This window comes from Pseudoflavonifractor phocaeensis (assembly GCF_038439875.1).
GTDB lineage: Bacteria > Bacillota > Clostridia > Oscillospirales > Oscillospiraceae > Vermiculatibacterium.
In genome coordinates, this window is record NZ_JBCDMT010000007.1 from 154,254 (window position 1) to 167,310 (window position 13,057).

A 13,057-nucleotide genomic window follows, 5' to 3' on the forward strand; every position below is an offset into this window, starting at 1 on the left:
GGCCCAGGCTCCGGCGCCGGTCAGGAGATCCCAAAGAGGACCACCAGCACCGACATGGCCGCCACGCTGAACACCGCGTAGATGGAGTTGATGGCCGCCGAGGTCCCCACGGGCCCGCCCAGCTGGGCCGTAAAGCCCGAGGAGAGCATGGAGATGGGCGAGAGGGCCAGGATGGCCAATACCCGCCGGGTCTCCTCCCCCACCGGCAGGAGGAAATAGAGCCCCGCCGCCAGGAGAAGGCTCAGCCCGCCCCGCAGGCCCACCACCCGCAGGACGGTGCCCCGCTCCCGCCGCTCCATGCGGAAATCCACCATGAGGCCGATCATCAGCATAGCGGCGAAGGCGTTGGCGTTGGCCATGGGGGTGAGAAGGGTCACCACCGCCCCGGGCACCCGAAGCCCCACCGCCGTATAGACGATCAGGCAGAGGTAGGTGACGAATGGCACCACCCGGAGGAGCTTTTTCAGCGTGTCCCACAGGGAAAAGGAGCGGCGCTCCCCCTCCCGGAGCAGGCTTTCGGCCACGGCGTAGCCGCCCCCGGTGGCCACCAGGGAATTGCCCACGTCAAAGAGGCAGGCCAGCGCCACCCCGTAGGGGCCCACAAAGCCCTGGAGAAAGGGCAGGGCAAAGCAGCCCACGTTGTAGCCGCAAAGATTCATCAGGTGCAGGATTCGGGTATTCCGGTCCCGGTTCCGGGTCACCGCCGCCGCCAGCGCCATCATCAGTACGTTCAGACCCAGGCCCAGCAGGGCCACCCCCAGCAGGGACAAGTCCATCCGGAAATCCGCGAAGCTGATGATGATGGCCGCCGGGATGGTGAGGTTCATCACCACCCGCAGAAGCACGTCATATTCTCTGGGCCCGAAAATGCCCAGCCGCCGGAGCAGGTATCCGGCACAGATCACCAGCAGGAACGAGCCCGCCCTCCATATCACTTCCCACATGAGGGGCTCACGCCCCCCGCACGTCCCGGGCCATGGACTGGATGCCCTTTTTCAGGAGCCCCAGCTCACTGTCGCAGCTGAACATGGTCATGCCCTTTTCGTGCCAGCGGCGCAGGAAGGCGGGGCTGGAGGCGATGATGCCGGTGGGCTTGCCCGCCTTGCGGCCAGCCTCCACCACGAGCTCAATGGACGCCTCCATCTCCGGGGTGTCAAAATTTCCGGTGCAGCCCAGGTCGCAGGCCAGATCGTTGGGGCCCACGAAAAGCCCGTCCAGGCCGGGGACCGCCGCGATATCGGCGGCGTTCTCCACACCGGTCCGGGTCTCGATCTGGGCAAAGAACAGGGTGCGCCGGTTGGCCTTGGCCGTATACTCGGTGAGCCTGCCCGGGTCATAGTCGCTGTGGGGCCGCATGGTGGAGATGCCCCTGGCCCCCTCGGGGGCGTATTTCCCATAGCGCACCAGGTCCTCGGCCTGCCGCCGGGTCTCCAGCATGGGGACCAGCAGGCCGTCCACCCCCGCGTCCAGGTATTTTTGGACGCACTCCCGGCTGATCCCGGGCACCCGGACCACCAGGGGGAAGCCGATGCCGTTGGCCACGGCGGCCAGCGCCGCCACCTGGGAATAATCAAAGTAACCGTGCTCACAGTCCACAATGACAAAATCCAGCCCCGAGGCCTTCATGAGCCGGGTCAGGTTGGGGGCGGGGATCTCCGACAAAAAGGCCCCTAAGACCATTTCCCCGCTGTGGATCGTCTCCTTCATCTTCATGCGCACTCCCTCCCGCAGACACATTTTTGCGCCAGCTTGAACATGCCTCCATAGACCTCGTCCGCCGAGGCGGCCACCGTCCGCTCCGCCCCCATGGCGCCGGTGACCGCCTGGCGCAGGATTGGGTTTTTCAGAATGGCGCCCCCGGACAGGTAGAGGGTGCCGGAAAATTCAGAAAAGTCGCACAGGGTCCCGGCAAACCGGCGGTACTGGCGGCCGAAGTCCTGGGCCGTGGCGGCGATGACGTGCTCCAGGGTCAGGTTGACGTGGCTGATATGGGAGATGGCCCCGTCGGCCAGCCGGTCGGGCAGCTCATAGAAGCTGCAGTCCACCGCCAGCCCGCCGTCCTCCTCCGGTCCGGTCATCCGCGCCTGCACCTGACGCCACACCGCCTCACGGCTCAAGCTCTGGCCAAAGACCTTTTCTCCCACGTCCCGGATGTAGTCGATCTGCACATCGAAGTTGCGCCCGCCGGGCATCCGGGAGATGACGTTGCAGTAGTTGCCGTCGTAATAGGGGCGGATCTCGTAATCGCCGGGGACATACTCGTCACTGATATAGATGAGCTGGCCGCTGGTGGCGATGTTGACGATCATATCCCCCGACCTGGCCCCCGTTCCATAGACACTGGTCTGCACATCCCCCACGTCGGGATAGACCTCCAGCCGGAGGTCCCCGTCGGTATAGACGCCGCAGCACTCCAGCCCGGCGGTGATCCGGGGCAGGCGGATGAAATCCAGCCCGGTCCGGGCCAGGATGTCCCTGCGCCAGGTGCGGTCCAGGATATTCGCAAAGCCCATGGGAGCGGCGTTGGTGATGTGGCAGACGTTATTGCCGGTGAGCCGCTCGATGATATAGGCCCCCAGGGTATAGACCCGGGTCTCCTCCCGGCGCTCCAGCCCCCCCTGCTGAAACAGGGCATACAGGTTGCAAAGGGCCAGGGCCGGCTTCACCGGAACGCCGGTATTCTCCATGACCTGGGGGGGGAGCAGCTCTTGCAGCTCCTCCAGGTAGCTCTTTCCCGTCCCGGGGTCCAGCCCCAGGCACCGGGTGTCCTGCCAGGAAATATAGGTGTCCCGCTCCAGCTGGGGGTGGCAGAGCACACAGCCGTGCTGCTGGGTGGAGAGCAGGAGCCCCCGGAGCTGGGGCACCTCCCGGGCGCACCGGCGGATCATGGCCTTTACCGCGTCCACGAAGGCCTCGGCGTCGTTCTCGAATACCGCCGGGTCCTCATTGGGACGTTTTTCCGGCGTGTGGCACTTTTCGGAAAAAAGCACTTTCTGCCGCTCCACGTCAAAGACGGCGGCTTTGATGAAGGTGCTGCCCAAGTCCAGGGCGATCATGTTTTTACTCATACTCGTCTCCTCGTGTCCGGGCCTTTCCGGGGTCACCCCATCAGCAGATTGGGGACAAAGGTCACAATGGGCTCGCAGAGCCAGAGGATGACCACTTCTCCCATCAGGACCGCGATCCATGGCAGCAGTGCCTTACTGACCCGCTCGATGTTCAAGTGCTGCAGGCTGCAGGTCGTCATCAGCACCACCCCCACGGGCGGGGTGATGTTGCCGATCATGGCGATGACGATGATGCAGATGCCCGCGTGGACGGGGTCGAACCCGGCGGCGTTGAGCAGGGGAAGCACCATGGGCACAAAGACCATGATGTTCACGTTGGGATCGCTCAGGCAGCCCAGGATGAGGAACAGCACCGTAACGCACAGGGCAGTCAAAAATTTGCTGTCCCCGGCAAAGCTGGAAAATGCCTGGTAGAGCTTATCCTGAAGGCTTTCCGCCGTCAGCACGAAGCTGAAGCACTTGGAGGCGGGGATGATGAGGAGCACGGAGCCGCTGGCGATAAAGACGCTCTTCAGGCTGGCGGTCAGGTCCTTGAACCCCATGGTCTTATAGATGACCACGCCCAGGATGAGGGAGTAGAGGACGGCCACGGCAGCGGCCTCAGTGGTGGTGACCACGCCCAGGTAGATGCCGCCCAGCAGGATGGCCGGGGTCAGCAGGGGCAGCAGGCAGGAGATGAAGGCGTGGAGCAGGTGCACCAGGTAGTACCGCCAGCCCTGCCACTCCAGCTTGGGGCCGTTGTGGCGCTTGGACCAGACGAAGACGTAGGCCATCATGACGAAGCCCATGAAGAATCCGGGGACGATGCCGCCGAAGAGGAGCTTGCCCACGGACACGTTGGCCACCATGGCGTACACCACCGCCGGGATGCTGGGGGGGATGATGGGGCCCACGGTGGAGGAGGCGATGGTGGTGCAGGCGCTGAACTCCTCGTCAAAGCCCTCGTCCACCATGGCCTGGTAGGCCAGATTGCCGATGCCGCCTGCGTCGGCCACGGCGGAGCCGGACATGCCGGCGAAGATGATGGAGGTGGCGATGTTCACGTGGCCCATGCCGCCGGGGATGTAGCCCACCAGGTCCCGGCAGAAGCCGAAGATGCGGTCGGCCACCGAGGTGCGGTTCATCACCTCGGCGGTGAGGATGAACAGGGGGATGGCGATCAGGGCGAAGTTATTGAGCCCCGTGAACATCCGGGTCCCCATGACCGAGAGACTGATGCCCGCGCCGAAGGCGTACAGGAAGGAGGAAGTGATCATGGCGCCGGCGATGGGCATGCCCAGCAGGAACAGCACCACAAAGCTGATGAGGAACACCATCAACGGGCTCATGCCTTTTCCCCCTCTCCCGGCTCCTTTTTGCCGCGGATCAGCTCCATGGTATCCTGGAGCATGTTGAACAGGATATGTACGCACATCAGGCCGAAGCCGATGGGCAGGATCAGATAGACCCACTTCATGGGGAAGCGCAGGACGTTGGAGATGGGCAGCGTCGCCATCAGGTTGGCCAGCGGCCCCATATAGAGGAGGAACATGGCGATCATGAGGATGTTCATGATCTGCTTGAGGGCGTAGCGCACCACAGGGGGAAAGAGCCCCACGAAGGCAGTGATGCGCAGGTGGGAGTCCGTGCTCATGGCGTAGGCGGCCGCCAGGAACCCGAACCAGACGAACAAGAAGCCGTTGAGCTCGTCCGACCAGTTGAGACCGCTGCCCATGAGATACCGCAGGGCGGCGTTAAAGATCATGATGAGGAACAGCACGCCCAGAGACAAACAGCCCAAAAACATCTCCGCCTTTTTCAGCGCGCTGTTCACCGCGGAAAATCCGTGATAAAACCGTTCCATGAGAAACCTGCCCTTCTGTCGAGAATGTCGTGGGCCGCGGCCGGTCAGCCGGGCGCCCGAAATTGTGGGCCGTACGCCCGAAAGGGTAAAGGAGGCCCGCGGTCCCCCGCCAAATCACACGGGAAGCCGCGGGCCTCCGTCCTATTTTACCGGCGCACCCGAATCAGGCCATGGCCTGGATCTGATCGTACCAATCCTTCCAGGCGGGATAGCTCTCCACCACCTTGGCCGCGTTCTCACGGAAGGGGGTGGTGTCCACGTCGTCGATGACGGTCATGCCGTTGTCCACGCAGGTCTGGATGAGGGCGTTCTCATTTTCCACCGTCAGCTCATCGATGCGGTCCCCCTGGCGGGTGAAGACCTCCTGGAAGATGGCCTTGTCCTCGTCGGAGAGGGAGTTCCACAAGTCCTGGTTGATGATGGTGGAGGAGACGGCCAGCATGTGCTGGGTCTTCATCAGGTACTTCTGCACCTCGTAGAACTTCATGGTGACGATCTGGGTCAGGGGGTTCTCCTCACAGTCGGCCAGGCCGGTCTGGAGGCTCATGTACACGTCCTCGATGGGGATGGAGGTGATGGGCACGTTGAACACGTCGGCCAGGGTGGAGTAGGGGGCGAAGTTGACGCACCGCAGGGTCAGGCCGGAAATGTCGTCCAGATTGCGGATCTCTTTGTTGGCCGTCAGGTTGCGGAAGCCGAAGTTGTACATGTTCAGCTGCACCACGCCGCCCACGGCGTCGCCGATGGCCTGGCGCATCTCGGTACACAGGTCGCTGGCCTTATAGGCAGCCCAGTGGTCGTAGCTCTGGAAGCAGTAGGGGGCCAGCAGCACGCCGGCGGACTCCAGCCAGTCGGCGGCGGAGTCCAGGCAGGCGATGTCCAGATCGCCCATCTGGCAGGCGGTGATGGAGTCGGAGTAGTTGGCGTAGGTGCCGTTGGGATAGATGGTCAGGCCGTAGCGGCCGTTGGTCTTTTCGTACAGCAGGTCGGCGGACTCCTGGAAGGCCTGGTAGACGGGATGGCCCTCGGCAAAGACGTGGCTGGCCTTCAGATAGACGGTCTCCACATCGCCGGCGGGCTCACTGCCCTGGGGCTGGCTCTCGGCGGCCGGCGGAGGCGTGGCCGTTCCCTTGTCCTTGTCCCCGCCGCCGCAGGCGGCCAGGCTGAAGGCCATGCTCAGGGTCAGGACAGACGCAAGAAACGCTCTCTTTTTCATTTCAAATACCCCTTTCATGTTTCATGGATTTCTCTCTTGCCGCCCTTCGGACGGCTTCCTTACCGTCATTGTAGACTTCGTCCCTTTAATTGTCAATACTTTTTTATAAATGTCGACATTTATTTATAATTGTCCTCTTACTTGGTCAAGCAGCACAAAACAGGTTGTCGAAATCTGTCTATTTTGCACACGTCTATCCTGCTTTTCAGTCCGAAGGTCAGGAAAGCTGGAATTGTCGACATTTATTTGATATAATGCACTCACAGAAAAAGGAGGCGAGCTCCATGAAACCCATTCAGCGTGTGGCCGTCATCGGCCTGGGCGCCCTGGGGGCCTGTTACGCCGACCAGATCCGGCGGGGGGACCCCTCCGTCACCCTTTACGGCATCGTCCGGGATCCCGCGCGGAGCCAGCGGGAGCCGGTGATCCTGAACGACCGGCCCCTGAACATCGATTACCGGTCCTGCCGTGACCTGGAGGGCGGGCCGGTGGACCTCATCCTGGTGACCGTCAAGTCCTATGATCTGGACAAGGTCATTTCGGATATGGCCCCCCTGGTGGGGGAGGACACCCTCATCCTGGCCCTCCTCAACGGCATGACCAGCGAGGAGGCGCTGACCCAGGCCTTCGGCCCGGGCCACGTGCTCTGCTCCACCGTGGTGGGGGCGGACACCAACCGGGAGGGCCGTAAAATCCGCTGTCAGAGCCCGGGCACCCTTCTCTTTGGGGAAAAGGACCGCCAGTCCAGCCCCGCCGTCCAACGGCTGGAGGAATTCTTCCGCCGCTGCTCCGTCCCCGCCCGGTGGGCTCCGGACATTCTCTACCACATGTGGTCCAAATTCCTGGTAAACGCAGGGTTCAACCAGACCAGCACGGTCTATCAGCTGACCTACGGCCAATTCCGGGAGAACCGGGAGGCCATGGAGCTCATGCGCAGCGCCCAGCGGGAGGTGATCGCCCTGGCCAACCGCTGCGGCGTACCGCTGGACGAGGACACCATCACCCAGTGGGAGCGGACCCTGGCCGCCCTCTCCCCCGACGGCCGCTCCTCCATGCTCCAGGACTACTGGACCGGCCGGCCCCTGGAGACGAACATCCTGGGGGACTACGTATGCCGCCTGGGGGAAAAGCTGGGAGTCCCCACCCCCATCAACGCCCGGCTGAACGCCCGCATCAAGCAGATGGAGCGGGACCGGGACGCCGGAAAGGGCGGAGCGGACGGCGAGGGGGACCTCTCCTCCGCCGAGAAGAGCCCCGTGGCCACGCCCAAAAAAATCGCCAGCCTCATCCGCATCGACATCATCAAGCGTAAATACAAGGCGGGCGACAAGCTGGTGGAAAAAAACCTGGCGGAGCAGTACGGCGCCAGCCGCAGCTCCATCCGCACCGCTTTGCAGATCCTCTCCGGCGAGGGCCTTATCATCACCCACCCCAACGGCCGCCGGGAGGTGGTGGAGTTTTCCGAGCGGCAGGTCAAGAATCTCTACGACTTCCGCTGGATGATTGAAAACCGGGCCCTGGAGCTGGCCCTGGAGAAGAGCGGCTCCGTCTATCCCAAGCTGGCGGAGGTCCTTGGCGTCATCGAGTCCTGCTGCGCCTCCTCCCCCGAGACGGTGGACTGGTACGATCTGGACGTGCGCTTCCACCGGGCCCTGGTGGCCTCGGCGGAGAACATCTTTCTCTCCAACGCCTGGGAGAGCAACGCCGAGATCTTCTATACCCTGATGAATTTCAACACCCTCACCGGTTACAGTGAACGGTACGCCATGGAGTTTTTCGAGAAGCACCGGCGGATCTATGAACTGCTCCTCTCCGGCGACCGGGGCTGCCTGGCCCAGCTGGAGACCCACATCCTGGACGCGGAGAGCATCGCCAACTCGGTGCTGGAGTGCTTCGGCAGAGAGGGCTGAGACGGCCCCAAACAGATAGGAGGTTTTTATGAACGTTTTACTGCTCAACGGCAGCGCCCGACCCCAGGGCTGTACCGCCACCGCCCTGGCCGAGGTGGCCGGCACCTTGGAGGCTGAGGGGATTTCCACCGAGATCGTGACCCTGGGACCCGATCCCCTTCGGGACTGCGTCGGCTGCGGCGCCTGTGCCAGGCTGGAAGGGGCCTGCGTCTTTGGGGATGACCCCATCAACGGCCTGCTGGAGAAAGCCCGCCGGGCGGACGGCTTTGTCTTTGGCACCCCGGTCTACTACGCCCATCCCTCTGGCCGGCTTTTTTCCGCTCTGGACCGTATGTTTTATGCCGGCGGCGACGCGTTTCACCACAAGCCGGGTGCCGCCGTGGCCTCCGCCCGCCGGGCGGGCACCACCGCCTCCCTGGATGCGGTGAACAAGTATTTTACCATCGCCCAGATGCCGGTGGTGTCCTCCTCTTACTGGAACATGGTTCACGGCAACACCCCGGACGAGGTAAAACAGGACATGGAGGGCCTTCAGATCATGCGCAACCTGGGCCGGAACATGGCCTGGCTCCTTCGCTGCATCCAGGCGGGCAGGGAGGCGGGGTTCCAGCCGCCCCAGGCCGAGCGGCAGTACAGGACCAACTTCATCCGCTGAGAAAAAGGAAAAGCCCCTATCGTATCCCAGGTGTACCGGGGATACGATAGGGGCTTTTGCGTTTGGGTTATGCCGATCTGGTCTTACACCAGCTGGACAATGGCCATCTCAGCGGCGTCGCCGCGGCGGGGCCCGATCCGGACCACACGGGTATAGCCGCCGTCACGAGTGGCGTACTTGGGACCGATCTGGTCGAAGAGCTTCTTCGCCACATCCTCCTTGGTGATGAAGCTCAAAGCCTGCCGGTACGCGGCCAGGTCGTTCTTCTTAGCCAGGGTGATCATCTTCTCGGTGATGGGAGCCACTTCCTTGGCGCGGGTCACGGTGGTCTTGATCTGGCCGTTCTCCAGCAGGTAAGTGGTCATGGCGCGGAGCATAGCCATACGCTGGTCGGTAGGCTTTCCCAGTTTACGATTCGCGGGCATGTTGTCTCACTCCTCTCGGCGTGTATTAGTTGTTGTTCTCGTCATCCGCCAGGCTCAGGCCCATCATGGCCAGCTTGTTGATGACCTCCTCCAGGCTCTTGCGGCCCAGATTGCGGACCTTCATCATCTCGTCCTGGGTCTTGGAGATGAGGTCTTCCACAGTGTTGATGTTGGCCCGTTTCAGGCAGTTGAAGGAGCGGACGGACAGGTCCAGCTCCTCGATGGTCATCTCCAGCACCTTGTCCCGCTGAGCCTCGGCCTTCTCCACCACGGTGGAGGCGGAGCCCATGGTCTCGCTGAGATCGGTAAACAGCAGGAAGTGATCCACCAGGATGCGGGCGCCCAGGCTGACGGCGTCACGGGCGTCGATGGTGCCGTTGGTCCAGACCTCCAGCGTCAGCTTGTCGAAGTCGGTACGGTCGCCCACACGGGTGTTCTCCACGGTGTAGTTGACCTTCTTCACCGGGGTGTACACGGAATCGACGGGAATGACGCCGATGACGGTCTGGGGGGTCTTGTTCCGGTCGGCGGGGTCGTAGCCCCGGCCGTGGGAGAGCGTCAGCTCCATATTGAGGTTGGCGCCGGGCCCCAGGGTGGCGATGTGGAGCTCCGGATTGAGGATCTCCACCTCACCGTCGGCCTTGATGTCCCCGGCGGTGACCTCGCACTCGCCGGTGGCCTCGATATACACCGTCTTCACGCCCTCGGCGTGGAGCTTGGCGATGATGGCTTTGACGTTGAGGACGATCTCCGTCACGTCCTCCTTCACGCCGGGAATGGTGCAGAATTCATGCTGGACCCCGGCGATCTTGATGGAAGTCACCGCGGTGCCGGGCAGGGAGGAGAGAAGCACCCGCCGAAGGGCGTTGCCCAGGGTGGTGCCATAGCCCCGCTCCAGCGGCTCCACCACGTACTTGCCGTAGGTGTTGTCGCCGGGGTTCTCCACACATTCAATGCGGGGTTTTTCAATTTCAACCATAGATTACCCTCCTTCTTGGGACGGCGGCGTTCCTGCCGCCGCCTGGTTGGTTGCGAGCTCGGATTCGAGGGTAAGGCTTACTTGGAGTACAACTCGACGATGAGGTGCTCCTCGATGGGCAGGTCGATGTCCTCCCGGGCGGGCATCTTGGTCACGGTGCCCTTCAGGGTGTTTTTCTCTTTCTCCAGCCACTGGGGAACGTTGACGATGATGGCGTCCTCGCCCACGAAGCGCTTGAACTTCACGCTGGAACGGCTGGACTCCTTGACCTCGATCACATCGCCCACCTTCACCAGGTAGGAGGGGATGTTGACCTTGTGGCCGTTGACGGTGAAGTGGCCGTGGTTCACCAGCTGACGGGCCTCACGGCGGGTCATGGCGAAGCCCAGACGGTACACCGCGTTGTCCAGGCGGCGCTCCACGAGGACCAGCAGGTTCTCGCCGGTCTTGCCTGGCATGCGGGCGGCCTTCTCATAGTAGGAGCGGAACTGCTTCTCCATGATGCCGTAGACGAACTTGACCTTCTGCTTCTCCTGCAGCTGCATAGCGTACTCGCTCTGCTTGCGGCGGACGTTGGCCTTGGGCTTGCGGTTGGTGGTCTTCTTGTCATAGCCCATGGCCGCGGGAGAAATGTTCAGCGCCTTGCAGCGCTTGGCGATGGGCTGCATATTCTTAGCCATATTCTGATTTCTCCTCCTTCTTACACTCTGCGGCGCTTGGGCGGGCGGCAGCCGTTGTGGGGAACGGGGGTCACGTCCTTGATGAGGGTGACCTCCAGGCCCACGGCCTGCAGCGCACGGATGGCGGCCTCACGGCCGGACCCGGGGCCCTTCACGTAGACCTCGACGGTCTTCAGCCCGTGCTCCATGGCGGCCTTGGCGGCCGTCTCGGCGGCGGTCTGAGCAGCGAAGGGGGTAGACTTCCGGGAGCCCCGGAAACCCATCTCGCCGGAGGACGCCCAGGAGAGGGCGTTGCCCTGCATGTCGGTCATGGTGACCATAGTGTTGTTGAAGGAGGAGCGGATATGCACCTGGCCCTTTTCAACGTTCTTCTTTTCGCGGCGCCGACGCACCACTTTCTTGCCGGTATTCGCAGCCATTTGCTATCCCTCCTTACTTCTTCTTATTCGCGACGGTACGCTTCGGACCCTTGCGAGTACGGGCGTTGGTCTTGGTCCGCTGGCCCCGGACGGGCAGGCCGCGGCGATGCCGCACGCCCCGGTAGCAGCCGATCTCGGTCAGCCGCTTGATGTCCATAGCCAGATCCCGCCGGAGGTCGCCCTCCACGGTATAGCTGCGGCCAATGATCTCACGCAGCTTGGCCTCCTCGGCCTCGGTCAGATCCTTGACCCGGGTATCGGGGTTGATCCCGGATTCCTCCAGGATCTTATTGGCGCTGGTGCGCCCAATGCCGTAGATATAGGTCAGACCGATCTCGATCCGCTTATCCTTCGGCAGGTCAATGCCAGCAATACGAGCCATACTGTTTCAGCACCTCCTACTTTAACCTTGTCTCTGTTTATGCTTGGGGTTTTCGCAGATAACCATGACCTTGCCCTTGCGCTTGATGATCTTGCACTTCTCGCACATGGGCTTCACGGACGGTCTTACTTTCATTTTGAAACCTCCTGATAGCCTTGATGGCCCCAGCGGGGAGGGGGCAAGGCCCCTTCTGCCCTCGCCGGTCGTGAATGGGAACGTACAAAAGCGGTCCTTATTTGGTCCGCCAGGTGATTCTGCCTCGTGTCACATCGTAGGGCGACATCTGGACCGTGACCTTGTCGCCGGGCAGGATGCGGATGAAGTTCATCCGCAGCTTCCCGGAGATATGGGCCAGGATGATGTGGCCGTTTCCGATGTCCACGTGGAATGTGGTGTTGGGAAGGGACTCGACGACGACGCCCTCCACTTCGATCATATCGTCCTTTGCCAAAGCGTCAAACCCTCCTTGACTGGGCTCGGAAAGCGGCCAGCGCCCTCCGAATCTCATTGTCGGTCACCGGCTCGCGCCGGCTGAGCTTTTGGAGCGCCGGGTGGTCGAACTCCCCCGCGGCCTCAGTGTGCATACGCTTCTTCCGTTTGGGGGACCCCAGGGGCCTGCGCTTGCCGTCCGCCAGAAGGAGGAACCCCTCCTCCTCGCCGACGACGCAGAACACATCGCCCTTGTCATGTCCGGCCAGAGAACGGACCAGCCCTCCCACCATATCAGCCCTCGCCCGGATCGGTGAGGATCTCGGGTTCGCCTTCGGTGATGAGGATGGTGTTCTCATAGTGGGCGGTAAGGCTTCCGTCGGCGGACACGGTGGTCCAGCCGTCCTTCAGCACCTTCACCCGCCAGTCGCCGGCGCACACCATGGGCTCCACAGCGATGACCATACCCGGCAGGAGCCGGGCGCCATGTCCGGCGGCCCCATAGTTGGGGACCTCCGGCGCCTCGTGGAGCTTGCTGCCCACGCCGTGGCCCACAAAGTCCCGCACCACGCCGTAGCCGAAGCTCTCGACGTACTGCTGGACGGCGTGGCCGATGTCGGACACCCGCTGTCCCACCTTGGCGAACTTGATGCCCTCGAAGAAGCTCTGCCGGGTGACCTCGATGAGCTTCCCGGCCTCGTCAGAGACCTCCCCGCAGGGGAAGGTGGCGGCACAGTCGCCGTGGAAGCCGTCCAGATAGGCGCCCACGTCCACAGAGACGATGTCGCCCTCCTTCAGCTTCCGGTGGTCGGGGATGCCGTGGATGACCACTTCGTTGATGGAGATGCACGCCGAGCCGGGGAAGCCGCCGTAGCCCAGGAAAGACGGCTTGGCGCCGTGGCTTTCGATGAACTTGCGGACCTCCCGGTCGATCTCCAGGGTGGAGATCCCCGGCTTCACCAGGGAACCGGCCAGAGCCCGGGCCTGGGCGGTGAGCCGCCCGGCCGCGCGCATCTTTTCGATCTCGCTGGGGGACTTGATGGAGATCATG

General features: G+C 62.9%; 17 protein-coding genes. 2 read left to right on the forward strand and 15 right to left on the reverse strand.

Features of this window, described 5'->3' with window-relative positions:
* Positions 1-20: 20 nt before the first annotated feature.
* From AAEU42_RS13835 to AAEU42_RS13860, 6 genes are all read right to left on the reverse strand, one after another.
* Positions 21-944 (reverse strand): AEC family transporter, encoded by a 924-nt coding sequence (locus tag AAEU42_RS13835; protein WP_342234160.1) that lies wholly within the window; start codon positions 942-944, stop codon positions 21-23.
* A gap of 7 nt (positions 945-951) precedes the next feature.
* Positions 952-1,713, reverse strand: coding sequence for an HpcH/HpaI aldolase family protein (locus AAEU42_RS13840; RefSeq protein WP_342234161.1), 762 nt, complete (start codon positions 1,711-1,713; stop codon positions 952-954).
* A complete protein-coding gene (locus AAEU42_RS13845) occupies positions 1,710-3,068 on the reverse strand; it encodes a sedoheptulokinase (protein ID WP_342234162.1) in 1,359 nt (452 codons plus the stop codon). The genes AAEU42_RS13840 and AAEU42_RS13845 overlap by 4 nt, the downstream gene beginning before the upstream one ends.
* Positions 3,069-3,100: 32 nt before the next feature.
* Positions 3,101-4,396 (reverse strand): TRAP transporter large permease, encoded by a 1,296-nt coding sequence (locus AAEU42_RS13850; protein WP_342234163.1) that lies wholly within the window; start codon positions 4,394-4,396, stop codon positions 3,101-3,103.
* A complete protein-coding gene (locus AAEU42_RS13855; protein ID WP_342234164.1) occupies positions 4,393-4,911 on the reverse strand; it encodes a TRAP transporter small permease in 519 nt (172 codons plus the stop codon). The genes AAEU42_RS13850 and AAEU42_RS13855 overlap by 4 nt, the downstream gene beginning before the upstream one ends.
* Before the next feature lie 163 nt (positions 4,912-5,074).
* Entirely contained in the window at positions 5,075-6,127 is a 1,053-nt protein-coding gene (locus AAEU42_RS13860; RefSeq protein WP_342234165.1) for a TRAP transporter substrate-binding protein, read from the reverse strand.
* A 284-nt stretch (positions 6,128-6,411) separates the two neighbouring features.
* Between AAEU42_RS13860 and AAEU42_RS13865 the strand changes: the two genes are divergently transcribed.
* Together AAEU42_RS13865 and AAEU42_RS13870 are read left to right on the forward strand one after the other, a co-directional pair.
* Positions 6,412-8,037: a 2-dehydropantoate 2-reductase gene (locus tag AAEU42_RS13865; protein WP_342234166.1), complete on the forward strand. Its 1,626-nt coding sequence runs from the start codon at positions 6,412-6,414 to the stop codon at positions 8,035-8,037.
* A gap of 28 nt (positions 8,038-8,065) precedes the next feature.
* Positions 8,066-8,692 carry a flavodoxin family protein gene (locus AAEU42_RS13870; RefSeq protein WP_342234167.1) on the forward strand — a complete coding sequence of 209 codons (627 nt, stop codon included), beginning with the start codon at positions 8,066-8,068 and terminating at the stop codon, positions 8,690-8,692.
* Positions 8,693-8,775: 83 nt separating this feature from the next.
* Here the strand turns inward: AAEU42_RS13870 and rplQ are convergent, their stop codons facing one another.
* The 9 genes from rplQ to map all read right to left on the reverse strand — a co-directional run bounded on the left by rplQ (position 8,776) and on the right by map (position 13,056).
* Positions 8,776-9,117, reverse strand: a complete 342-nt coding sequence (rplQ, locus tag AAEU42_RS13875) for a 50S ribosomal protein L17 (protein WP_342234168.1) — start codon at positions 9,115-9,117, stop codon at positions 8,776-8,778.
* A 25-nt stretch (positions 9,118-9,142) separates the two neighbouring features.
* On the reverse strand, positions 9,143-10,096 hold the full coding sequence (locus AAEU42_RS13880) for a DNA-directed RNA polymerase subunit alpha (RefSeq protein WP_342234169.1): 954 nt from the start codon (positions 10,094-10,096) through the stop codon (positions 9,143-9,145).
* A gap of 77 nt (positions 10,097-10,173) precedes the next feature.
* Complete coding sequence (gene rpsD / locus AAEU42_RS13885; RefSeq protein WP_342234170.1) at positions 10,174-10,776, reverse strand: 30S ribosomal protein S4; 603 nt, start codon at positions 10,774-10,776, stop codon at positions 10,174-10,176.
* A gap of 20 nt (positions 10,777-10,796) precedes the next feature.
* The gene (gene rpsK, locus AAEU42_RS13890) at positions 10,797-11,195 is read right to left on the reverse strand and encodes a 30S ribosomal protein S11 (RefSeq protein WP_342234171.1); all 399 of its coding nucleotides are present in this window, start codon (positions 11,193-11,195) and stop codon (positions 10,797-10,799) included.
* A 13-nt stretch (positions 11,196-11,208) separates the two neighbouring features.
* On the reverse strand, positions 11,209-11,577 hold the full coding sequence (rpsM, locus tag AAEU42_RS13895) for a 30S ribosomal protein S13 (RefSeq protein WP_342234172.1): 369 nt from the start codon (positions 11,575-11,577) through the stop codon (positions 11,209-11,211).
* A 21-nt stretch (positions 11,578-11,598) separates the two neighbouring features.
* A complete protein-coding gene (gene rpmJ / locus AAEU42_RS13900; protein ID WP_006573428.1) occupies positions 11,599-11,712 on the reverse strand; it encodes a 50S ribosomal protein L36 in 114 nt (37 codons plus the stop codon).
* 97 nt (positions 11,713-11,809) lie between these two features.
* Complete coding sequence (gene infA, locus AAEU42_RS13905; RefSeq protein ID WP_342234173.1) at positions 11,810-12,028, reverse strand: translation initiation factor IF-1; 219 nt, start codon at positions 12,026-12,028, stop codon at positions 11,810-11,812.
* A 4-nt stretch (positions 12,029-12,032) separates the two neighbouring features.
* Positions 12,033-12,299 carry a KOW domain-containing RNA-binding protein gene (locus AAEU42_RS13910; RefSeq protein ID WP_342234174.1) on the reverse strand — a complete coding sequence of 89 codons (267 nt, stop codon included), beginning with the start codon at positions 12,297-12,299 and terminating at the stop codon, positions 12,033-12,035.
* Position 12,300: 1 nt separating this feature from the next.
* Positions 12,301-13,056, reverse strand: coding sequence for a type I methionyl aminopeptidase (map, locus tag AAEU42_RS13915; RefSeq protein ID WP_342234267.1), 756 nt, complete (start codon positions 13,054-13,056; stop codon positions 12,301-12,303).
* Position 13,057 lies beyond the last annotated feature (1 nt).

Coding starts and splice junctions, on each gene's coding strand:
- AAEU42_RS13835 (WP_342234160.1), bottom strand. CDS start 944: ATGTGGGAAGTGATATGGAGGGCGGGCTCGTTCCTGCTGGTGATCTGT.
- AAEU42_RS13840 (WP_342234161.1), bottom strand. CDS start 1,713: ATGAAGATGAAGGAGACGATCCACAGCGGGGAAATGGTCTTAGGGGCC.
- AAEU42_RS13845 (WP_342234162.1), bottom strand. CDS start 3,068: ATGAGTAAAAACATGATCGCCCTGGACTTGGGCAGCACCTTCATCAAA.
- AAEU42_RS13850 (WP_342234163.1), bottom strand. CDS start 4,396: ATGAGCCCGTTGATGGTGTTCCTCATCAGCTTTGTGGTGCTGTTCCTG.
- AAEU42_RS13855 (WP_342234164.1), bottom strand. CDS start 4,911: ATGGAACGGTTTTATCACGGATTTTCCGCGGTGAACAGCGCGCTGAAA.
- AAEU42_RS13860 (WP_342234165.1), bottom strand. CDS start 6,127: ATGAAAAAGAGAGCGTTTCTTGCGTCTGTCCTGACCCTGAGCATGGCC.
- AAEU42_RS13865 (WP_342234166.1), top strand. CDS start 6,412: ATGAAACCCATTCAGCGTGTGGCCGTCATCGGCCTGGGCGCCCTGGGG.
- AAEU42_RS13870 (WP_342234167.1), top strand. CDS start 8,066: ATGAACGTTTTACTGCTCAACGGCAGCGCCCGACCCCAGGGCTGTACC.
- rplQ (WP_342234168.1), bottom strand. CDS start 9,117: ATGCCCGCGAATCGTAAACTGGGAAAGCCTACCGACCAGCGTATGGCT.
- AAEU42_RS13880 (WP_342234169.1), bottom strand. CDS start 10,096: ATGGTTGAAATTGAAAAACCCCGCATTGAATGTGTGGAGAACCCCGGC.
- rpsD (WP_342234170.1), bottom strand. CDS start 10,776: ATGGCTAAGAATATGCAGCCCATCGCCAAGCGCTGCAAGGCGCTGAAC.
- rpsK (WP_342234171.1), bottom strand. CDS start 11,195: ATGGCTGCGAATACCGGCAAGAAAGTGGTGCGTCGGCGCCGCGAAAAG.
- rpsM (WP_342234172.1), bottom strand. CDS start 11,577: ATGGCTCGTATTGCTGGCATTGACCTGCCGAAGGATAAGCGGATCGAG.
- rpmJ (WP_006573428.1), bottom strand. CDS start 11,712: ATGAAAGTAAGACCGTCCGTGAAGCCCATGTGCGAGAAGTGCAAGATC.
- AAEU42_RS13910 (WP_342234174.1), bottom strand. CDS start 12,299: ATGGTGGGAGGGCTGGTCCGTTCTCTGGCCGGACATGACAAGGGCGAT.
- map (WP_342234267.1), bottom strand. CDS start 13,056: ATGATCTCCATCAAGTCCCCCAGCGAGATCGAAAAGATGCGCGCGGCC.